Annotated in this window: 16 protein-coding genes; 11 read left to right on the plus strand and 5 right to left on the minus strand. The window is 45.1% G+C overall.

Annotated features, from left to right (window positions below; translation table 11 throughout):
• Positions 1-2: 2 nt before the first annotated feature.
• Positions 3-1,931 carry a threonine--tRNA ligase gene (gene thrS, locus L0992_09605; protein ID XGB65977.1) on the minus strand — a complete coding sequence of 643 codons (1,929 nt, stop codon included), beginning with the start codon at positions 1,929-1,931 and terminating at the stop codon, positions 3-5.
• 362 nt (positions 1,932-2,293) lie between these two features.
• Here thrS and L0992_09610 point away from each other — a divergent pair, with 362 nt between their 5' ends.
• Positions 2,294-3,277: a DUF3187 family protein gene (locus tag L0992_09610; GenBank protein ID XGB65978.1), complete on the plus strand. Its 984-nt coding sequence runs from the start codon at positions 2,294-2,296 to the stop codon at positions 3,275-3,277.
• A 109-nt stretch (positions 3,278-3,386) separates the two neighbouring features.
• Here the strand turns inward: L0992_09610 and L0992_09615 are convergent, their stop codons facing one another.
• On the minus strand, positions 3,387-4,130 hold the full coding sequence (locus tag L0992_09615; GenBank protein ID XGB65979.1) for a sporulation protein: 744 nt from the start codon (positions 4,128-4,130) through the stop codon (positions 3,387-3,389).
• Positions 4,131-4,311: 181 nt separating this feature from the next.
• Between L0992_09615 and hutC the strand changes: the two genes are divergently transcribed.
• The 6 genes from hutC (at position 4,312) to L0992_09645 (ending at position 11,706) form a co-directional block, all read left to right on the plus strand.
• Positions 4,312-5,025 (plus strand): histidine utilization repressor, encoded by a 714-nt coding sequence (hutC, locus tag L0992_09620; GenBank protein ID XGB65980.1) that lies wholly within the window; start codon positions 4,312-4,314, stop codon positions 5,023-5,025.
• Between the two features lie 113 nt (positions 5,026-5,138).
• Complete coding sequence (hutI, locus tag L0992_09625; protein ID XGB65981.1) at positions 5,139-6,389, plus strand: imidazolonepropionase; 1,251 nt, start codon at positions 5,139-5,141, stop codon at positions 6,387-6,389.
• A complete protein-coding gene (hutG, locus tag L0992_09630) occupies positions 6,376-7,401 on the plus strand; it encodes a formimidoylglutamase (protein XGB65982.1) in 1,026 nt (341 codons plus the stop codon). Before hutI ends, hutG begins: the two co-directional genes overlap by 14 nt.
• Positions 7,402-7,517: 116 nt before the next feature.
• A complete protein-coding gene (locus L0992_09635; protein XGB65983.1) occupies positions 7,518-9,212 on the plus strand; it encodes a urocanate hydratase in 1,695 nt (564 codons plus the stop codon).
• Between the two features lie 14 nt (positions 9,213-9,226).
• Positions 9,227-10,759 (plus strand): histidine ammonia-lyase, encoded by a 1,533-nt coding sequence (gene hutH, locus L0992_09640; GenBank protein ID XGB65984.1) that lies wholly within the window; start codon positions 9,227-9,229, stop codon positions 10,757-10,759.
• A 221-nt stretch (positions 10,760-10,980) separates the two neighbouring features.
• The gene (locus L0992_09645) at positions 10,981-11,706 is read left to right on the plus strand and encodes a DUF3581 domain-containing protein (GenBank protein ID XGB65985.1); all 726 of its coding nucleotides are present in this window, start codon (positions 10,981-10,983) and stop codon (positions 11,704-11,706) included.
• 133 nt (positions 11,707-11,839) lie between these two features.
• Here the strand turns inward: L0992_09645 and L0992_09650 are convergent, their stop codons facing one another.
• The 3 genes from L0992_09650 to L0992_09660 all read right to left on the minus strand — a co-directional run bounded on the left by L0992_09650 (position 11,840) and on the right by L0992_09660 (position 17,191).
• On the minus strand, positions 11,840-13,474 hold the full coding sequence (locus L0992_09650) for a trypsin-like serine protease (GenBank protein ID XGB65986.1): 1,635 nt from the start codon (positions 13,472-13,474) through the stop codon (positions 11,840-11,842).
• A 152-nt stretch (positions 13,475-13,626) separates the two neighbouring features.
• Positions 13,627-14,088 (minus strand): isoprenylcysteine carboxylmethyltransferase family protein, encoded by a 462-nt coding sequence (locus tag L0992_09655; GenBank protein ID XGB65987.1) that lies wholly within the window; start codon positions 14,086-14,088, stop codon positions 13,627-13,629.
• A 67-nt stretch (positions 14,089-14,155) separates the two neighbouring features.
• Positions 14,156-17,191 (minus strand): FAD-binding oxidoreductase, encoded by a 3,036-nt coding sequence (locus L0992_09660; GenBank protein XGB65988.1) that lies wholly within the window; start codon positions 17,189-17,191, stop codon positions 14,156-14,158.
• 222 nt (positions 17,192-17,413) lie between these two features.
• On the opposite strand from L0992_09660, the gene L0992_09665 reads away from it, so the two are divergent.
• The 4 genes from L0992_09665 to L0992_09680 all read left to right on the plus strand — a co-directional run bounded on the left by L0992_09665 (position 17,414) and on the right by L0992_09680 (position 21,048).
• Positions 17,414-18,097, plus strand: a complete 684-nt coding sequence (locus L0992_09665; protein XGB65989.1) for a DUF3334 family protein — start codon at positions 17,414-17,416, stop codon at positions 18,095-18,097.
• A 209-nt stretch (positions 18,098-18,306) separates the two neighbouring features.
• On the plus strand, positions 18,307-18,996 hold the full coding sequence (locus L0992_09670; protein XGB65990.1) for a DUF2786 domain-containing protein: 690 nt from the start codon (positions 18,307-18,309) through the stop codon (positions 18,994-18,996).
• 113 nt (positions 18,997-19,109) lie between these two features.
• Positions 19,110-19,775 (plus strand): OmpA family protein, encoded by a 666-nt coding sequence (locus tag L0992_09675; GenBank protein XGB65991.1) that lies wholly within the window; start codon positions 19,110-19,112, stop codon positions 19,773-19,775.
• A 157-nt stretch (positions 19,776-19,932) separates the two neighbouring features.
• Positions 19,933-21,048, plus strand: coding sequence for a J domain-containing protein (locus tag L0992_09680; GenBank protein XGB65992.1), 1,116 nt, complete (start codon positions 19,933-19,935; stop codon positions 21,046-21,048).
• Positions 21,049-21,135: the final 87 nt, after the last annotated feature.

Raw genomic sequence — 21,135 nt, forward strand, 5'->3', positions numbered from 1 at the left:
AGCTATTCCTCCAGATTGAGCTTACGGCTTGAAACCTCAGCTTGGATGTATGAAATAAAGTCATCCACTTTAAACTTGCCAAGGTCTTTACCTTTACGTGTACGTACTGCAATTTCGCCGGCTTCCATTTCTTGGTCACCACACACAAGCATGAACGGTACACGTTTCAAAGTATGTTCGCGGATTTTAAAGCCAATCTTCTCATTTCTCAAGTCTGCTTTGACTCTAAATCCACTTTTTTGCAGTTTTTTCGTAATTTCTTGTACATATTCAGACTGTTTGTCTGTAATGCCCATTACAACTGCTTGTTCTGGCGCCAACCACGTTGGGAAGAAACCAGCGTATTCTTCAATAAGAATACCGATGAAGCGTTCTAGTGAACCTAAAATCGCGCGGTGGATCATAACTGGCGTGTGACGCTCGTTATCTTCACCTACGTAAGTAGCACCTAAACGTTCTGGTAATGCAAAATCGAGCTGCACTGTACCACATTGCCATGCGCGGTCCAAACAATCATGCAAAGTAAATTCAATCTTAGGTCCGTAGAACGCACCCTCGCCTTCTTGAATCTCGTATGCAATCTCTAATGCTTCTAGCGCTTGCTTAAGGTCAGCCTCTGCACGGTCCCACATTTCGTCTGAACCTACACGCTGTTCTGGACGAGTAGATAGCTTAACAACAATGTTTTCGAAACCGAAAGTTGTGTAAGTATCGTAAACCATATCAATACAAGCTTTAACTTCTTGTTGAACTTGGTCTTCAGTACAGAATACGTGAGCATCATCTTGAGTGAAGCCACGAACACGCATGATGCCGTGAAGTGCGCCAGACGGCTCGTTACGGTGACATGAGCCAAACTCAGCCATACGTAGCGGTAGATCACGGTAAGATTTCAAACCTTGGTTGAAGATTTGAACGTGACCAGGACAGTTCATTGGCTTGATAGCGTATTCACGGTTCTCTGAAGAAGTCGTGAACATCGCTTCTGCGTACTTATCCCAGTGACCAGAGCGTTCCCAAAGAACACGGTCCATCATTAATGGGCCTTTAACTTCTTGGTATTCGTACTCAGTCAGTTTTTGACGAATAAACACTTCTAGCTCACGGAAGATAGTCCAACCGTTGTGGTGCCAGAACACCATGCCTGGTGCTTCTTGCTGCATGTGGAATAGGTCAAGCGCTTTACCGATTTTACGGTGGTCACGTTTAGCCGCTTCTTCTAGGCGCACAAGGTGAGCTTTAAGCGCCTTCTTGTCGTGGAATGCAGTGCCATAGATACGTTGAAGCATCTTGTTGTCACTGTTACCACGCCAGTAAGCACCCGCTACGTTAAGTAGAGTGAAGTGCTGGCAGAAGCTCATGTTAGGCACGTGTGGGCCACGACACATATCGATGTATTCTTCGTGGTGGTACAGGCCTGGACGATCGTCTTTAGAAACGTTCTCGTCCAAGATTTCAATCTTGTAAGTCTCGCCGCGAGCTTCGAATGCGTCGCGCGCTTCCTGCCAGCTAACTTTCTTCTTAACAACCTGGTACTTGGTCTTCGCTAGCTCTTTCATGCGCTTTTCGATCTTTTCTAGATCTTCTTGCGTTAGAGAGTGCTCAAGGTCGATATCGTAGTAGAAACCGTTATCGATGGTAGGACCGATCGCCATTTTCGCTTCTGGAAAAAGCTGCTTAACCGCGTGGCCTAAAAGGTGAGCACAAGAGTGACGAACGATCTCAAGGCCATCAACTTCATCTTTAGCTGTGATGATTTCTAGGCTTGCATCGTTTTCGATAAGATCACAAGCATCAACACGCTCGCCGTCTACACGACCAGCAATGGTTGCTTTCGCAAGACCAGGACCGATTGATAGGGCAACATCTAGAGTTGATACAGGGTTGTCAAATTGACGCTGACTACCGTCAGGAAGAGTAATAATTGGCATTATTTGTCCTTTACAGTGGTGTTGCACACCAAGCAACACATGAAAATGTTTAATATATGTTTGTCAGTCAACGAGTATGTTGACCGGAGATATATGCATAATAAAGATACCCACATAGAAGCAAATACAGATGCCCCATTTGTAGGTATCCGAGCATTGTAACGAAATAATATAAAATGACAATGACAGAGGGTCTCTCGCGGCTTTCTTATAACTCCGATAGATAAGAATTTGTCATGCTAACCAACACCTTCCCTCTCCTACAAACCCACTCTTGACCCACTCTAATCCAACATAGCAGTTTCGATTTAGCCATTTAGAACTAAGCTATAGAGAAGTAACGGATTACGGATGAGGTGCATATGGAGAAACAGGCTACTTTAATATCGTTCATACCCTCTTTATCGTTAATCATAACTGCTGCTCTGTATACTCCAGAGGCATGGGCCAATAAAGATTACGGCCCCTTAATCAGTTATACCCAAGCACCATTGCAGTCCGTTCGTCTCACTCCAACACTTCGCTCTGGTTTCCCACTCGAAGAGAATAAAATTGAAGTATTTTCCACGTTAACGGCCGCGAGTATCTGGGCCAATTCCCACGACTACCATTTAGACTATTATCAGAATCAGCTTCAAACGGGTTTACGATGGCAATTCACTAAAGCATGGCAAGTAGAATTCAATTACCGTTACCTTTACGCTGCCAACAATCACCTCGACAAAATCACCATCAACTTTCATGATCTATTCGACATCGACCAAGCAGGACGCGATCGTAAAGAGCGACATCAGTTTGATATTTACGCTCCTGACCACGACATCAATGTTCGAGACTTCTCCGGCGACACGCTGACCAGCGCTTTCACCCTCTACACTCAATACCAAATCATAGATCTTGAAAACCACGGATTATCCTTTGGTGTCTCCCTCTATCATAACAATGTCAGCCATGGTGCATTCGAAGGAAGCAGTACCGAGCAAAGCGCTCAGTTCAACTATGCCTACCAACTCGATATCAATACCTTCTATACAAGCTTAGGGTTAGCGAATCAGTCCAATCGAGAGGTAGAGAATGGTTTTTCACATAAGAAAACGACATGGTCATGGATGGGCGGCTATCAACTCACATTATTTGAAAATCATGAGTTGCACCTAGAATATCGTTGGTATGAAGGTGCTGAAGATGGCGAAACTGAGTTTTCAGAATCAGCTAATGAGATGATGTTTGGCTATCGCTATGTGATGCAACACTCGGCAATTGAGATATCCATCATCGAGAACATCTTCAACATGGACAACTCCACCGATGTTGCCTTTCAATTGGCTTATCGTCATCAGTGGTAAGCCTATTTAAGATCAAGAAAGTAGTAACAAAAAAGCCGAACGGATAAGTTCGGCTTGGAAATCGTATTGTCTTTATTAACAGACAGAGCTATTACTAACAGAGAGGCAACTACGCACTCATGATTCTTGAGACGGCGTTGAGGATGTCTGAGTCAGCTGCATTAGCAGGTAAGCTGAATGAGATGTATTGGTCGCCACGGAAGCTCATTGAGCGGTCAATTTCTGCTAGGCATTGAACCATAGAACCTTCAACGATGAATGACAGCTCGATCTCTTTGTTGTTCATGAAGCCGCCGCTACGAAATTCAATCTCTTGGTAACAGCCAGAGCGAGATGCAAAGCTGTTTCCTTTCAAGAAGCCCTTCTCTACGTCTGCTTTCACCATTGCCATGCCCGATGCTTCCACACCTTGGATGATTTTAGCGACTGTTGGCAGTGGATGAACGGAGATAAAATCGCGATCTTTAGGGTCCATCGCGAAGCCGATATCTAGGTTGGTTTCTACCCACACATGACATTGATTCATTTGTGCGTTCAATGCAGTGACTGGCGTTTCATCATTCAACTTAAGACGGAATGGCACCAGTTTGGTTTCGCCCGGTTGGATAACGAAAGGCTCTACAGCTTGAATACGACCAAGAGAAAAGGTTTCGTAGCTAGTGCTGTCTTCAGTTTCGACTTTCACTTCTGTGTTGAGAACTAAGTTGATCAGGTCGATTTGTTGCTCAATGTCGCCACCAATGATGTGAACATTGCCAGACAACTCGCCACCTTGGAAAACGTCAATATTATCTAAGACGGTATCGACCTTTGCCGCACCTATGCCCAACGAGGCCTTTAATTTCTTAAACATATTATTTCCCTTTCTAATTATCTGATTTACGAATAGTTATTGCGTGACAATTTGCGACACTTGCCCCACAGAATCAAGACATTTGCGCTATCAATGTTGAACAAGCTCACATCCTCTGAGGAAATGTTGAAATCGTGAAAAAATCCGCTACTCTATTTGTATAGTCAAATAAGGTTTCATTATGTCGAAAGCGCCGCTCTACCTTCAGATAAAACAGTTCATAGACGACAAAATTACCAATGGTCACTGGCCGGTGGGTTATCAAATTACCACCGAACTCGAACTCACAGAGCAGTTCAATGTAAGTCGAATGACGGTGAATAAAGCAATTCGAGATCTTGTGTCTGAAGGCAAGCTCATCAGGAAGCCAAGACTGGGCACTTTTGTGTGTGAGCCAGAGGAAAAAGCGCAATCTCCCCTACTTGATATCAACAACATCGCCCAAGAGATCAAAGACCGTGGCCAAACCTACACAAGTCAAGTGATCAAGCACGATAGTATCAAAGCTGATGAAAGCACCGCCACACGGTTAGGCGTGATGATCAATGCAGAAGTATTCTATAGTGAAATCATCCACTTTGCCGACAATACGCCGATACAATTGGAAGCTCGATGGGTAAACTCACAAGCGGCTCCTCAATACTTAGAACAAGATTTTTCAGCCTCAACACCCAATGAATATCTTTCAAAAAGCTGCCCGTTGAGTGCGATCGAGCACACGGTTGAAGCCATTATTCCAGACTCGAAAATCAGAACGTCACTAAAGCTATCTGAATCAGAGCCTTGCCTTCTTCTTAATAGAAGAACATGGAGCAAAGAACGCCTTATCAGCTTTGCATTACTCTACCATCCTGGCTCTAAGTACAAATTAAGCTCTAAGATAGTTTTAGATTAAAGAATATCATCCTGATCGCCGATCACATTTTTGCAACATTAACTTGATTCGGGTCAGTATTTAGCCTATTTATTTGTATATACATTTATTATTTAGCAAAGATCTAGGTGATTATGAATTTGATCCTCAAAAATGCACGAGTGGTCTCGATGAGCTCGGGAGCCGATGGTTATCAACCTTCTTCCCCACAAGATATCGTTATCGAAAACGGTAAAATCGTGTCCATCTCTTGTTCAAACCAGAGCGCACTTACTTCTGAATCAGAACAAGCAAGTGTTGATGGTTCTTTGGATTACTCCACCTACGACTGCAAAAACAAGCTAGTCACCCCAGGCCTGATTGACTGCCACACTCACCTTGTATTTGCAGGTAATCGCGCCAACGAATTTGAACAGCGTTTGAATGGTGTGTCTTACACCGACATCGCAAAGCAAGGCGGCGGTATTCTAGCGACGGTAACGGCGACCCGAGCCGCACAAGAAGCCGAACTGGTTGAAATGGCGCTGCCTAGATTAGACGGACTTCTAAGAAGTGGCGTCACCAGCGTTGAAGTAAAGTCTGGTTACGGTTTAACGCTTGATGACGAACTCAAGATGTTACGCGCTGCCAAAGCCTTAGAAAATCACCGTCGTATTAAGATCACCACCACACTCCTTGCAGCACATGCTGTACCACCCGAATATAAAGAGCAGCCAGATCGTTACATTGATCTGGTATGCCAAGAGATCATCCCCAAAGCTGCAGAGCAAGGGCTAGCCGACGCGGTCGACGTATTCTGTGAATCGATCGGCTTCAACCTAGAACAAACCGAGCGTGTATTTGCGGCAGCGAAACAACATGGACTAGCGATAAAAGGCCACACAGAACAGCTTTCCAATATGGGCGGCAGTGCACTGGCCGCTAAATACGGTGCTCTCTCTGTTGATCATGTTGAGTACTTAGATGAAACCGGAGTAAAAGCACTGGCGAAATCAGGCACAGTTGCAACATTACTGCCCGGCGCTTTCTATTTCTTGAAAGAGACTCAACAGCCACCTATTGCCTTACTTCGTGAATACAATATCCCAATGGCAATCGCGACGGATTTAAACCCCGGCACTTCTCCTTTTGCTGACTTAACACTGATGATGAACATGAGCTGCACCCTGTTTGGCACAACCCCAGAAGAATCATTGCGTGGTGTGACTTGCCATGCTGCCGCTGCCATTGGCGAGTCACAAAACAGAGGCAAAATCGAAGTCGGCTACGCTGCTGATTTGGCGATTTGGAATATCGAGCACCCTGCCGACTTAAGCTATCAAGTTGGTGTTCCGCACCTGCATAAACGCATTGTTAATGGCGAGGTATGTCATGACTCAATCTAAATCCAACAGCACTAATACAGTATCCACTACTCACAACTTTGTATGGACAGGACGCAATGACCTTGAAGATGGCGAACTCGGTACTCGCGTTCATCACATTATCGAGCAAATGCAAAGTACTGACTTAAATGACGGACTTAATGGCAACACTGTTGCCTTGGTTGGCTTTGCTAGCGATGCTGGAGTGGCAAGAAATAAAGGACGTGTTGGCGCGAAACAAGCACCTAATTTGATTCGTCAAGCGTTGGCCAATATGGCTTGGCACAGTGATGCACATATTGCTGATCTTGGTGATGTTGAATGTAACGACAGTCAATTAGAAGTGAGCCAAAAACAGTGTGCTTCTGTGATTGCCAATGCGCTATCAACCAACAAAGTGATTACCCTTGGCGGTGGTCACGAAGTGGCTTGGGCGTCTTTCCAAGGCCTAGCTGAACATCTACATAAAGCTCAACCAGAGCGCAAGCCTAAGATAGGCATCGTTAATTTTGATGCTCACTTTGACCTTCGAGAATTCGAAAGCGACATCGCTGACGTTAAACCCAGTTCAGGTACACCATTTAATCAGATCAGCGATTACTGCCACACACATCAGTGGCCATTCCATTACGCTTGCCTAGGTGTGAGTGCCGCCAGCAATACCAAAGCACTGTTCAATAAAGCCGATCAACTCGGTGTGTGGTACGAACATGATCGCGATATCACCCAAGTAAACCAAATAGCTCAACTGGTTAAGTTGCAAAAATTCATCGCTGAGTGTGATTACCTCTACCTCACTATTGACCTTGACGTATTCCCTGCTGCGACTGCGCCAGGTGTCAGTGCCCCAGCAGCTAGAGGCGTTAGCTATGAAGCGCTCGCGCCTTTTCTAGAACAGATTTTCAAACACAGTGAAAAACTCATTATCGCGGACATTGCGGAATACAACCCAGACTACGACGTTGATGGCCAAACGGCTCGATTGGCAGCTCGTTTGTGTTGGGATATAGCCAGTGCAATGGCAGGCGACTAATCCAGCCATACCGATAACTACAACTACAACTACAACTACAACTACAACTACAACTACAACTACAACTACAACTACAACGATATAACGATATAACGTGAAACAGAAGGAATTCCAAAATGACGGAACACCACAACAGTGACCCTCGCCTCGACACGACTCGCGAAATTCGCGCACCTCATGGCACCACTTTACGCGCAAAATCTTGGTTAACAGAAGCACCACTACGTATGCTGATGAACAACCTAGATCCTGATGTGGCAGAACACCCACATGCACTGGTTGTGTATGGTGGTATTGGTCGCGCTGCGCGTGATTGGAAATGTTATGACAAGATTGTTGAAGTATTAGAGCGTTTAGAAGACGACCAAACACTGCTTGTTCAATCAGGTAAACCTGTAGGCGTGTTCTCGACTCATAAAAACGCACCTCGCGTATTAATCGCTAACTCGAACCTTGTTCCACACTGGGCAAACTGGGAACACTTCAATGAGCTCGATAAAGAAGGCTTGATGATGTATGGCCAAATGACCGCTGGTAGCTGGATCTACATCGGATCACAAGGCATCGTCCAAGGTACTTACGAAACCTTTGTGGCTATCGCGAAGAAACACTTCCAAGGCGAAGCCAAAGGTAAATGGGTACTCACCGGTGGCCTTGGTGGTATGGGGGGCGCTCAGCCTCTTGCAGCTACTATGGCTGGCTTCTCAATGATCGCGGTTGAATGTGATGAATCACGAATCGATTACCGCTTGCGTACTGGCTATGTCGACAAAAAAGCCACCAGCTTAGATGAAGCGATGGCTATGATTAAAGAGTCAGACACACCTATTTCTGTTGGCCTGCTAGGTAATGCCGCTGATGTATTCCCTGAGTTAGTAGAGCGCAACATCACGCCAGATGTAGTGACCGACCAAACCTCTGCCCACGATCCTCTGAACGGCTACTTACCGCAAGGGTGGACGATGGAGAAAGCAGCACAAGAGCGTACCATTGATGAAGCGAAAGTCGTTAAGGCAGCTAAGCAATCCATGGCGATTCAAGTTCAAGCGATGCTAGACCTGCAATACCGTGGTGCTGCGACCGTGGATTACGGCAACAACATTCGCCAAATGGCATTGGAGGAAGGCGTAGAAAACGCGTTTGATTTCCCAGGTTTCGTTCCTGCTTATATTCGCCCACTGTTCTGTGAAGGTATCGGTCCATTCCGTTGGGCTGCACTGTCTGGTGACCCAAAAGACATCTACAAAACAGACCAAAAAGTAAAAGAACTGATTCCAGACAACCCACATCTACACAACTGGCTAGACATGGCACGTGAACGCATTCAGTTCCAAGGTCTACCAGCTCGTATTTGTTGGGTTGGTTTGAAAGACCGTGAACGCTTAGGTCAAGCATTCAATGAAATGGTGAAAAATGGCGAACTGAAAGCACCAGTAGTCATCGGTCGTGACCACCTAGATTCAGGTTCTGTTGCAAGCCCGAACCGCGAAACAGAAGGCATGATGGATGGATCAGATGCCGTATCAGATTGGCCTCTATTGAACGCACTACTAAACACAGCAGGTGGCGCAACTTGGGTTTCTCTGCACCATGGTGGCGGCGTTGGCATGGGCTTCTCACAACACTCAGGAATGGTGATTTGTTGTGATGGTAGTGAAGATGCATCACAGCGTATTGCTCGCGTGCTTCATAATGACCCTGCAACCGGCGTTATGCGTCATGCAGATGCGGGTTACGATATTGCCAAGCAGTGTGCGAAAGAACAAAAGCTTGATTTACCTATGCTAAACGAAGAACTTCGTCGCCTTTAATGTCTGGAGAGAACATGTTGAATTTATTACTGAAACCAGGACTTCTAGGCCTATCTGAACTTCGCAAGATTAGCCGTAGCCCGGTGAACTTATCACTCGACCCCGCTGCAATTCCAGATATTGAAGCGAGCATGCAGGTTGTCGAACAAGTGATCGCTGAAGATCGCACTGTCTATGGCATCAACACGGGGTTTGGCTTACTAGCGAACACAAAAATTGCACCAGAAGATCTTGAAGTTCTGCAGAAAAGTATCGTGCTTTCTCACGCAGCAGGCATCGGTAAATTCATGTCAGATGAGACTGTACGTTTGATGATGGTGCTGAAGATTAACAGCTTGTCTCGCGGTTATTCCGGTATCCGCCTCAAGGTGATTAATGCTCTTATCGATCTTGTGAACGCGCAGGTTTACCCATGCGTGCCACAGAAAGGATCAGTTGGTGCATCTGGCGACCTTGCTCCCCTCGCCCACATGAGTACCGTTCTACTTGGTGAAGGCCAAGCACGACACAACGGCAAAATCATTACAGGTTTAGAAGCGATGAAGATCGCAGGGCTAGAGCCAATCACGCTCGCACCTAAAGAAGGTTTAGCGCTGTTAAACGGCACGCAAGCTTCAACCGCATTTGCACTAGAAGGCCTATTCGCGGCGGAAGATTTATTTGCGTCTGCAACTGTCTGTGGCGCTATGTCTGTTGAAGCTGCGCTAGGTAGCCGCCGCCCGTTTGATCCTCGTATTCACCGCGTTCGTGGTCACCGTGGCCAAATGGACGCTGCGTTAGCTTACCGACATATGCTTGATCAAAAGAGTGAAATTGGTGAATCACACACTTGCTGTGAAAAGGTACAAGACCCGTATTCACTGCGTTGTCAGCCTCAAGTGATGGGCGCGTGTCTACAGCAGATCCGTAACTCAGCAGAAACGTTAAACGTTGAAGCAAACTCGGTATCTGATAACCCGCTGGTTTTCGCTGACGATGGCGACATCATTTCGGGCGGCAACTTCCACGCAGAACCCGTTGCTATGGCCGCAGATAACCTTGCATTAGCCATCGCAGAGATCGGCAGCTTGTCAGAGCGAAGAATGGCACTGCTGATTGATAGCGCACTAAGCAAACTTCCACCTTTCTTGGTCGATAATGGCGGCGTGAACTCTGGCTTTATGATTGCTCAGGTAACGTCTGCAGCATTAGCAAGCGAGAATAAAACACTGGCTCACCCAGCTTCTGTAGACAGCTTGCCAACCTCCGCGAACCAAGAAGATCACGTGTCGATGGCAACCTTTGCGGGTCGTCGTCTTCGTGACATGGCAGAAAACACTCGTGGAATCTTGGCCGTTGAGTATTTAGCAGCAGCACAAGGTTTGGATTTTAGAGCGCCAAATCTGTCTTCTCCTCGAGTAGAAGAAGCAAAACAGATCCTGCGCGAGAAAGTCAGCTTCTACGACAAAGACCGTTACTTCTCACCTGATATCGAGCAAGCAAATCTACTGCTCAAATTATCAGTGCATAACCATCTAATGCCAGAAGGCCTACTGTGTAGCTTCTAAGGTTTGGCGAAATAGCACGTCATATAAACAGGGGCTATTGATTAGCCCTTGTTGCATTGAATCCAAGCCCCTATTCACCTCAACTCCCCTCAAAATCGTCACATACCATCCAACGTATTTATCTAATTGACTGATATATAAGCAAAGTTAACTGGATAGACCATTAGAACGAAGTTAGTTAGCTATAATCCACCCCAGATTTGATGACTAATAACGATACTATGTTTCTGACTCCTTACTTTTCTACTGAAGACAATCAATTTCAATTCACTCGTGAACAAGCTAGCCACTTTGCTAAAAAAGTAGCTGCTGACTTCAACCCAATTCACGATGAAGACAACAAGCGCTTCTGCGTGCCTGGCGATCTTTTGTTTGCAGTTCTTCTGCAAAAAGAGGGCATCAGCCAAAAAATGCGTTTTGATTTTTCAGGTATGGTTGGTAACGGTATTGCACTAAGCGTTGACAACAAGTGTGAGAAAGAAAGCTCACTGGTTGACGAGAAAGGCAAAGAGTACCTACACATGTCTTGTGAAGGTGAAAAGAGCCACGATCAAGCATTCATCGAACACGTAGTAACAAACTACGTTAAGTTCTCAGGCATGAACTTCCCACACATCATGGTTCCTCTTATGGAAGAACAACAAATGATGATCAACTGCCAACGTCCTCTTGTGATTTACGAGAGCATGGAAGTTGAATTTACTCGTCTAGACCTATCTCACCCAGAAGTTGAATTCTCTGGTGCGACTTTTGATGTTGAAGGCAAGCGTGGCATCGTGACCCTGAACTTCGATTTCAAAGAAGATGGCGAAGTAGTCGGTAAAGGCGTGAAGCGCATGGTAGCAAGTGGCCTTAAGCCATACGACCAAGCTTCTGTAGACGACCTAGTAAACCGCTTCAACGAGCGTAAAGAGATGTTTCTAGCTCAGTTCGCAGCTGCCGCTTAATCAGCATCCTTATTTACACATCTCGATGTAAATAAGCTCTAGAGTAAGATCAATAAAGCCCAGCTTGATATCCTCAAGCTGGGCTTTTTCATTCTTAACAATAGACCATGGTTTAAATGACAGTCACAGGTCTTTACTGACTACCTTTCCTCTTAAATAACGAAAATGACTTACGTCTCATCGCGCCGCCTAAAAGCATCACCAGCCAATACCAACCTAGTGAACCACCGCTGCTGCCACCTGAACTTTTTGCGTTCTGTGTGCCCTCAGACTTAGATATCTTTACCTCATCGGTATACGCAAAGTTTTTGATCGTAGCTTTGTCATTCCCTGAAGAACCTGACGAATCTTTCACATAAGTAACCATGAAGCTGTTGTCAGCATCTCTTACCATCGGTAAATTTACTGAGCCAGAAAACTCGCCCGATACTCTATCGAGTTGCTGCCCATTAATGTAAACCTCAACAAAGTCATATTTTTCTTCAGACGAAGCTGTAAGATCGAAAGAAACCGTACCGGTGGGAATGCCCTCAACAACAAATGATGTAGATTCACTATTGCCAATAACTGGAGAGGCTATAGTGCTTCCTTCCACATTCCAAGATTCTGTATTATAAACACCGCTGTGAGGTACCCCAACTAAAGCGTTTACGTTACTTGGTGCAACATTTGTCCCGATAACAGAAACCGTTGAAGTCACCGTGCCTAATAGTGAATCAGTATCAACGTTAATACCAAATTCATGCTCACCGATTGAGTTTAGGTTATAACTCACCACAACTTCACAGCTTTGCCCTGCAGTTAAGGTGCTACATCCATTATCTGTTATAGCAGTATCATAACCGGAGATTGGATAGACACTGTTCACTTCGATGTTTTGATCAGACTTATTTGTGAATTCGAAGGTATGAGAAATAGTAGCTAATAACCTTGCACCTAGCATTTCCGTTTGACGGTAGCTAAACCCAACTTTCTGCTCATCAATCCAATCATCAAAGTAACTAATATTGGTATAAACACCGTAAGCATCAGCTAGTGCGCACCCTTCTCCCCAGCTTACAATACCCAGTTGTTCATACACGCCATTGGTTGAAACAACTATTGGGCCGCCACTGTCTCCCTGACAAGAGTCGTAACCACCATCACTGTAACCAGCACAGAATGCGTCATTGCCAATAAAGGAGTAACCATAGTAGGGAGCACTATTACATTGGTACTGGTTAACCAAAGGAACATTGACTTGATACAATTCACTCTTCGATGAGTACCCATCGGATGCGTCCTGATCACCCCAACCCATCACCGTTAGCATTTGGCCGTCATTCAAGTTGCCACGAGTATAACCATCAACGAGATTAACCACAGACTCTGACGGCTTTTCTACTAGCTCAATAATAGCTATGTCACTGCCTGTCGCTACAGAGTTGTAATATTGATGCACGTAAATATTTTCAACAGCATACCTATGCTGTGCAGCTTGTGATGAGGAAAGGTTGGATACGCCAATCACGACGTCTAGATCTTCACGACTATTACCTTCCACACAGTGAGCGGCAGTTAATACATATCGCTCACCAATGAAGCTCGCACCACAAAACTGACCGTCATAAGCGTTCACGTTCCTTGAGACTAACGCAGCCATAAATGGCCAATTTCCGTCTGTCGCTTCTTTACCGTTTATAATTCGAGCTGAAACATCTGCCAACACCGACGTTGAAGACAGACTCACTGCATAGATACCTAACGACAACCATTTAGCCTGAACCATTTTTATTACCTAGTCTTTTATACATTTTAATAATGACGCGCAGGCTATTTTATAAAAACACAATATGAAACATTGGCTATATTGTTTTGTGATGAAGCTCAACTAAATGATAACAATTCTTATCTCATTGCTGGGTTGTATTTGAATCCACATCAGATCCAACGCCTAACCTTTTGTTTGTAATCAACATATTCAGCGCCGAACAATTGCTCTAGAGCACGCTCTTCTGGCTTGATTTGGAATTGATTCATGTAAATCACGAACACAAAGCTGAGTAAGATACTGAAGATGTTTTGAAAGTAGTAGCCAACGCAGAATAGTAAAATGAATAGCCCTAGATACATTGGGTTTCGGGTGTAGCCGAAAATGCCGCTGTCTACGACTGCTGAGGCGGTTTCGACTTTGATCGGGTTAACGGTGGTTTTCTGTTTTCTAAACTCCCAGATACCGGACAATCCGACCACGCCACTCAATGCGATTCCAACACCTAAAATGATGAGCTTATAAGGCAATGCTATTGCCGCCGTACTTAGTTGTTGAGCGCAGAAATAAGACGCAACAATTACCAACATAAACAGAGCAACCGGTGGTACTTTTAATTCAAGAAATCTCATAGCTTTCCTTATTAACAATTCCATTGTTAGTTTAGAAAAAAGCCCAGCAATTGCTGGGCTAAATAGTTTATAGAATTTTTGCGAGCGCCTGTAATGGATGGGCAAGCTTCTCACCCTCAAAACGCTTCACTTGGCTTCGGCAGGAATAACCCGTCACTAAGCAACGCTCTTTCGGTAAGTCTTGCATCCTTGGCTTCCAACTTAGACCGTATATGTCTTTCGACATTTGTAGCTTATCGACTTCGTGTCCAAAGGTACCCGCCATGCCACAACAGCCGACAGGAACGCTGGTAAGTGCAGCGCCAAAGTGTTTGAAGATAGCGCCCCACTCTTTTTCAGCGTTTGGCATCTTGGTCTTCTCGGTGCAGTGCGCAAACAAGTACCACATTTCTTCACTTGCAGAACGCGCTTCAAAATCACCTAACGATGGCATTAACCATTCATGCACGGTGAGCACATCAAAGTCACCACGCTTATCCGCTAAGATCTCTACATACTCATCGCGGTAACAAAGCACTAGAGCAGGGTCGACACCCACTAAAGGAATACCGATATCAGCGACCATCGACAAGAAATCAGACGTCGATTTAGCCTCACGTGCAAAACGGCTTAAGAAGCCTTTGATGTGCAGTGCTTTACCATTTGGCTTAAATGGCAGTAAGACCGGAGTTTTGCCAAGCTTTTGAGCCAGAGTAACGAAGTCTTCAACCACCTCAGCATCATAGAAGCTGGTAAACGGGTCTTGAACGATCAATACATGCTGCTTCTTCTCTTCCGAAGAAAGCCCTTCTAGGTATTGAATATCGAACAGTTGCAGCTCTTTGCTCGCCAAACGATTCTTAAGCGTAGGTACCGACATCAATGGTGCATCGACATAACCGACTGTTTTCGCTGTTGCAGATTGAACCCACTTTTGACCCAATGCAGCGTTAACTACTTTTGGCGCTTTCGCCATCAGCGGCAGCATGGTTTCAATGTTTGCCACCAAGTAATCTTTCGCCGGGCGTTGGTAACGTGAGTAATAGATATTTAAGAATCGAGAACGGAAACTCGGCACATCAACTTTGATCGGACATTGGCTCGCACACGCTTTACATGCAAGACAGCCGTTCATCGCTTCGTGCACTTCGTGTGAGAAGTCGTACTCATGGCGTTTGTTCATCGTGTTACGAACACGTTCCACCATGGTTTTAACCGGAGTGTTATCTTTTAGCGCTTCTTGCTCTAAATCGAGAATATCGACGCCTTGTTCCGTTAACTGGCGTAGCCATTCTCTCACTAAACCAGCACGGCCTTTTGGAGAATGACGACGGTCAGCCGTCACTTTCATTGAAGGACACATTGGCGAGCTCGTATCGTAGTTGAAACACAAGCCGTTGCCGTTACACTCCATCGCTTGCTTAAAGCTATCGCGTACTTGAACGTCGATCTGGCGATCATAAAAGCCACGCTTGGTGTCAGTCACTTTTACCAACTCAGCGTCGCTTTCTAAAGGCGTACAGATCTTACCTGGGTTCATCTTGTTGTGTGGGTCGAACGCCGCTTTAACACGTCTAAGCTCGGTAAACAATTCTTCACCGAAAAAGTCAGGACCATACTCAGAGCGGAAGCCTTTACCGTGTTCACCCCACATTAAGCCGCCGTATTTCGCCACCAGCTTAACCACTTCATCAGAGACTTCGTGCATCAAGGCTTCTTGCATAGGATCACACAAGTCCAGTGCCGGACGAACGTGCAGTACGCCTGCATCAACGTGGCCAAACATGCCGTAGTTCAGCTCTTTTGAATCAAGCAGGACTCTGAATTCAGAGATGAAATCCGCCAAGTTTTCCGGTGGTACACAGGTATCTTCAGCAAAAGCGACAGGCTTAGCTCGGCCTTTCGCCGCACCTAATAGACCTACTGCTTTCTTACGCATATTGTAGATTCGGCCAATACTCGCCAAATCGCTACACACTTGGAAGCCAATCACACCCGCTTCTTCGCTTTCAACCATGGTTTCAAGTTGTGCGGTCAGCGCTTGAACTTGTTGTTCAACTTCCGCTTCATCTTGGCCTGCAAACTCAACCATGTTGATGCCAAGCATCTCTTTGTTTGGAACATCAGTCAGCAAATCGCTCACGGTGTGCCAAACAATGTCTTGCTTAGCTAGGTTCAATACTCTTGAATCCACCGTTTCAACAGACAGTGCTTTCGCTTCAACCATGAACGGCGCATTGCGCAGCGCAGAGTCAAACGTGTTGTATTTCACGTTAACTAACGTACGTGCTTTTGGAATCGGCGTTAGGTTCAGCTTTGCTTCTGTAATGAATGCTAAAGAGCCTTCTGCACCACATAGAACGCGAGTCAGGTCAAAGCTGTCATCTTGTTCGTTGATTGCATTCTTCAGATCGTAACCTGTTAAAAAGCGATTCAACGGAGGGAATTTATTTAGGATTTGAGCACGCTTGTCACGACAAACAGCCTCAGTCACCGCAAGTGCATGGTGAGCAAATTCACCTTCAACAGGCAAGCCATGTGATAAATCAGATTCTAGACAGGAACCGTCTGCGAATACCGCTTGCAGCGACAACACGTGATCAGACGTTTTACCGTACTTCAATGACCCTTGGCCAGAAGCATCGGTGTTGATCATGCCACCCAAGGTTGCTCGGTTACTGGTTGATAGGTCAGGAGAGAAGAAGTAACCATAAGGACGAACTGCATCGTTCAATTGGTCTTTAACGACACCAGACTGAACTCTTACCCAGCCTTCTTTCTCGTTAATCTCAAGAACCTTATTCATGTAGCGTGATAGGTCAACCACAACACCTTTTGTCAAAGATTGTCCGTTGGTTCCGGTACCACCACCACGAGGGGAAAAAGTCACGCGCTCGTAAGCAGATTTAGAACCCACTTTGCCGAGCAGCACAACGTCTTGAGTTGTTTTAGGAAGGATGACCGCCTGCGGCAATTGCTGATAGACACTGTTATCAGTCGCCACAGCCAAACGGCTAGAATATTGAGATTCAATGTCGCCAGTAAAGCCCGCTGTTTTTAGTTCATCTAAAAAGCGTACGACAACTGGATCGACATCAGCATTGAGTTGAAGTCTTGGTAACATTTGCTTCCTGCCCCTACTTCGCTGATCCTATCAGCATTGGGTTATCTGAGATTTTTAATAATTTTCTTTGAATTTCGTCACTTTACTACTATTAAGATCATATAAAAAGGTGATCAAATCAGAATCTCAGTGCAAGAATGGAGAAATAGTCACTTTCGTCTTAATTCGGTAGCAATATACTGAATAACATTTTGTTTAAGACATCTCCATGAGCACATCACAATGAAAAAAAACAAAACAGTCACAACTGAAGATATTCTTCTTAAGCTATGCCAATCAGTCTCAAGCGTACTCACTTCAGCGACGGCTTCTCAGGTGTCCTATTCAGCCATGGTTCAAAAGATCAACAAGACAAGTCTGAAGCCAGATTTCGGTTGTTTCGTTCTTTTTGACGGCGGTTTTTCTGGTCTTGTTGTTATCAATTTTACGTCGAAAGCCGCACTAGAGATCTATACCAATTACATGCGTAACATGGGCATGCCTGAAAATGAGCTCGCCGTGCTGCATACATCAGATGAAGTGGGCGATGTTTTGGGCGAATTGATGAACCAATTGGTGGGTGATTTCACTAATAAAATCCGTAAAGAACTACAAACCAACATCACTCAGAACCAACCGAAGATGCTAGCACTGAACAAGCAAGTAAACCTTTCTGTTGATACCAACCTGGATCGCCCACAAGCTCGTCGTGTTACCTTCTCGACGCAAAACAACAACATCTTCTACCTCGAGCTTGCTATGGATAAGACAGAATTCATCCAATTGGAAGAATTTGAAATTGCAGAAGACGAGTGTCCAGACAGCATCCTAGAAGCGACTCAGAAAAAAATGCAGCAAGAGAGCGAGCCAACACAAAGCTCAGGCAACGATTCTGCAGCAGATCTGCTCGATGAACTAGGTATCTAGTTTGCGAATGCTCTAGTCATTCTAAAAAACTGTGTCACTAACGCCATCTATCTTCTTGATGGCGTTTTTGTTTATGTCACCAAGCTGCCATTTACTTTCCTATGTTCACCGCCTCACTTACGCCTCAAACGAGTTTTGCCTTTCTGTTACCCGCGAAAACATGTAAAATGTCGGACTTTTAAAAATTTGCGGTAATGATTAAGTAGTCGATGGATAAGAAAAAAGCCCTAAAGAAAATTGCCAAGTGTCTTGAGCTTGGAAATTCTGCGAACGTCAATGAAGCTGCCAATGCGATAAAAATGGCGCATAACTTGATGCTGAAATATGGTCTCGAAAAAGACGATATTGAATTTATCAAGATGGGGAAAACTCAATCCACTCACCTGTTACCTGCAAATATCAGTTCTACACTGCTGCGTGTTATTCGCGGTATCAACACCAAATTTGGGGTAGAAGCCGTATTGCTAAACCACAAAGGCCTCAAACGTGTTGAGTTCATTGGTGAAGCCGATCGCGCAATCTTCGCTGCCTTTGCTTTCGATATCATTTATCGCGAACTGAACGAGCACACAGGCCAATTCAGAAATAGCTTTGCAGGTTCTGGCACGGGTTCTTTAGAAGTGACACGTCGTGTGAACTCGTTTGTTTCAGGCTGGGTTGAAGGTGCGCTTGAGAAGCTGCCGACTATTACTCCAGACGACGAATCGAACAACAAGATCAACAACTACATTGATAAAGAATTCAAAAATATCGACCGCGAAACCTTCAAGCAACAACTTAGAGAAGCGATGAAAAATCTTACCGCCGATTATGAAGTTGGCCTGAAGAAAGGTCGTAAATTGTCTGTTAATCGACCAGTTGCCGGCGCACAGGCAGCTAAAAAGATAACTAAATCATAGAGCCGCTTTACATTGCTTCAACGTATTGATAAAAACCATCAATAAGATTTACAGGACTATGTTTGTCATGCGAATTCATTTGTTTGACAGAAGTACATGATGGAGAAAATACGTTGAAAAAAATCACACTAGCCCTAGCGCTTACTATCGCTTTAACGGGTTGTCAGGCAACTCAACGCCAAAACGCAACAACTGGCGAATCTGAGACGAACTCTGCAACTCAAGGCGCTCTAATTGGTGCACTTGCTGGTGCCGTTGCTGGTGCTGCTACCGGTGACTCTAAAGACCGTGGTAAACGTGCACTTATTGGCGCAGCAGGTGGTGCGGCTGTTGGCGGTGGTATTGGTTACTACTTTGACCGACAAGAAGCAGCACTTCGTGAAGAGCTAATGAACTCTGGCGTTCAAGTAGAACGTGTTGGTGAGAATCAACTTCTACTTCGCCTAGAAAACGGCATTGGTTTTGATTCTGGTTCTTATGCTTTGGAATCAAGCATTCACAACACACTTCGCGGTGTTGCGCGTATCCTAGTTGAATACCCAGACACAAGCCTAGTGATCGAAGGTCACACGGACAGCACTGGCAGTGAGTCAACTAACCAAATCCTTTCTGAGCGTCGTGCTGAATCTGTTCGTGCATTCTTAATCTCTCAAGATGTAGCAGCAGGCCGTGCCATTGCTCGTGGTAACGGTGAGCGTTACCCACTATGTGATAACAACACGTCTCAAGGTCGTGCTTGTAACCGTCGCGTAGAAATTCAAATCTTGCCGCTTAAGTAGCACGATTAAAGCCCAGTCGCCTTTATCTATTGAATTAACCACTATATAGTTGTTTGTCAGTTGTAGCGCTTGTCTCAAACGTTACAACCTAATTAACAGCCACATAGCGTATTCATACTGAGTTATCGGCACTGGGCTTTTTTACGAGACTTATCTTTTGCTTATCCTATCCAACTTTCTGTCATCATCGCCTATTAGAACTCTGCTCCTTGCCTTCATCTTTGCCACGATACAGTTATTCTCAACACATCTTGTTCATGCAGAAAGTAACCCTCAGCTGTCAGTAGATTCACAACCTCAAGACCCTGCCTCTCAATACCAATTGGCGCAAGCGTATGAATTGGGAACGGATGTGCCTAAAAACATCGACGACGCATTCTATTGGTACTCGCAATCTGCAGATAATGGCAATGCAGCTGCGCAATTTAGACTTGGCGAGTGGTACTTGGCAGGTACAAGGGTCGAGCAAGACAACAAACAAGCCTTAGGGTGGTTCATCAAAGCGGCACTGCAAGGCAACAAGCAAGCGCCTCTTGAGGTAGCAAAAATCTACGAGTCCTCACTTGATAAGGAGCTCCTTCAACCACTAGATGCCGCACAGCTATGGTATGAAGCCGCCTTAAAAGAAAATCCGAATGCAGAAGATGGTTACAACCGCGTTTTAGAAGCACAATTCAACCAACAGCGTGCTAAGCAGATATCTTCAATAGAACAGCTCGATGACAACATCGACTCTGAAATAGACAGCAGTCAGGGGTTATCTCAGCAAGTACAATCTAGCCACATGCAATCTAACCAAGTGCTATCTGACCAAGCCTCACGCTCTAACCTCTCCAGTTCTAACCTAACCAGCTCTGACTATATGATTGGTGCTGCGTTGGCCCTACTGATTGCTATCGTGAGTATCAGCGCGACTCTGGTGATTTCGAGAAAGAGACAGGTTTTAAAGTCTGGTGAATTGAATCAGCAACAACAGACTCTTGAAGCGCAGCTTAGCTCGAAGGATTTCACCATTAAGCAGCAAAAGCGTCAGCTTCAAACCATTTATCACGAATTGAAGAAGCAAAAAAACAGCAAAGGCCTGAGTCATTTGCAAGTGGCTTGTGCTCTCTTTGGGTACACACCGGGTTCAATACCTGACCAGAAAAGCATCAAGATTCGATACAAACAACTGTCGAAAATCTATCATCCTGATGGTCATGGATGTGACGAAGAAATGAAACGTTTGAACAATGCGCTAAAAACCATTTTACAAAGTGTTACAAAATCGTAAACAACCACACACCTTTGACTTTTCAATTCACGGAGATATCGATTTTATTGGTGTTGCAATCGATCACCTTCTCAAAAACGGGTAACA

This window comes from Vibrio pomeroyi (assembly GCA_041879425.1).
Lineage (GTDB): Bacteria > Pseudomonadota > Gammaproteobacteria > Enterobacterales > Vibrionaceae > Vibrio > Vibrio pomeroyi_A.

What these genes read in the sequence shown, in the direction of transcription:
- thrS (XGB65977.1), bottom strand. Translation starts at nt 1,931, where the DNA reads ATGCCAATTATTACTCTTCCTGACGGTAGTCAGCGTCAATTTGACAAC.
- L0992_09610 (XGB65978.1), top strand. Translation starts at nt 2,294, where the DNA reads ATGGAGAAACAGGCTACTTTAATATCGTTCATACCCTCTTTATCGTTA.
- L0992_09615 (XGB65979.1), bottom strand. Translation starts at nt 4,130, where the DNA reads ATGTTTAAGAAATTAAAGGCCTCGTTGGGCATAGGTGCGGCAAAGGTC.
- hutC (XGB65980.1), top strand. Translation starts at nt 4,312, where the DNA reads ATGTCGAAAGCGCCGCTCTACCTTCAGATAAAACAGTTCATAGACGAC.
- hutI (XGB65981.1), top strand. Translation starts at nt 5,139, where the DNA reads ATGAATTTGATCCTCAAAAATGCACGAGTGGTCTCGATGAGCTCGGGA.
- hutG (XGB65982.1), top strand. Translation starts at nt 6,376, where the DNA reads ATGACTCAATCTAAATCCAACAGCACTAATACAGTATCCACTACTCAC.
- L0992_09635 (XGB65983.1), top strand. Translation starts at nt 7,518, where the DNA reads ATGACGGAACACCACAACAGTGACCCTCGCCTCGACACGACTCGCGAA.
- hutH (XGB65984.1), top strand. Translation starts at nt 9,227, where the DNA reads ATGTTGAATTTATTACTGAAACCAGGACTTCTAGGCCTATCTGAACTT.
- L0992_09645 (XGB65985.1), top strand. Translation starts at nt 10,981, where the DNA reads ATGTTTCTGACTCCTTACTTTTCTACTGAAGACAATCAATTTCAATTC.
- L0992_09650 (XGB65986.1), bottom strand. Translation starts at nt 13,474, where the DNA reads ATGGTTCAGGCTAAATGGTTGTCGTTAGGTATCTATGCAGTGAGTCTG.
- L0992_09655 (XGB65987.1), bottom strand. Translation starts at nt 14,088, where the DNA reads ATGAGATTTCTTGAATTAAAAGTACCACCGGTTGCTCTGTTTATGTTG.
- L0992_09660 (XGB65988.1), bottom strand. Translation starts at nt 17,191, where the DNA reads ATGTTACCAAGACTTCAACTCAATGCTGATGTCGATCCAGTTGTCGTA.
- L0992_09665 (XGB65989.1), top strand. Translation starts at nt 17,414, where the DNA reads ATGAAAAAAAACAAAACAGTCACAACTGAAGATATTCTTCTTAAGCTA.
- L0992_09670 (XGB65990.1), top strand. Translation starts at nt 18,307, where the DNA reads ATGGATAAGAAAAAAGCCCTAAAGAAAATTGCCAAGTGTCTTGAGCTT.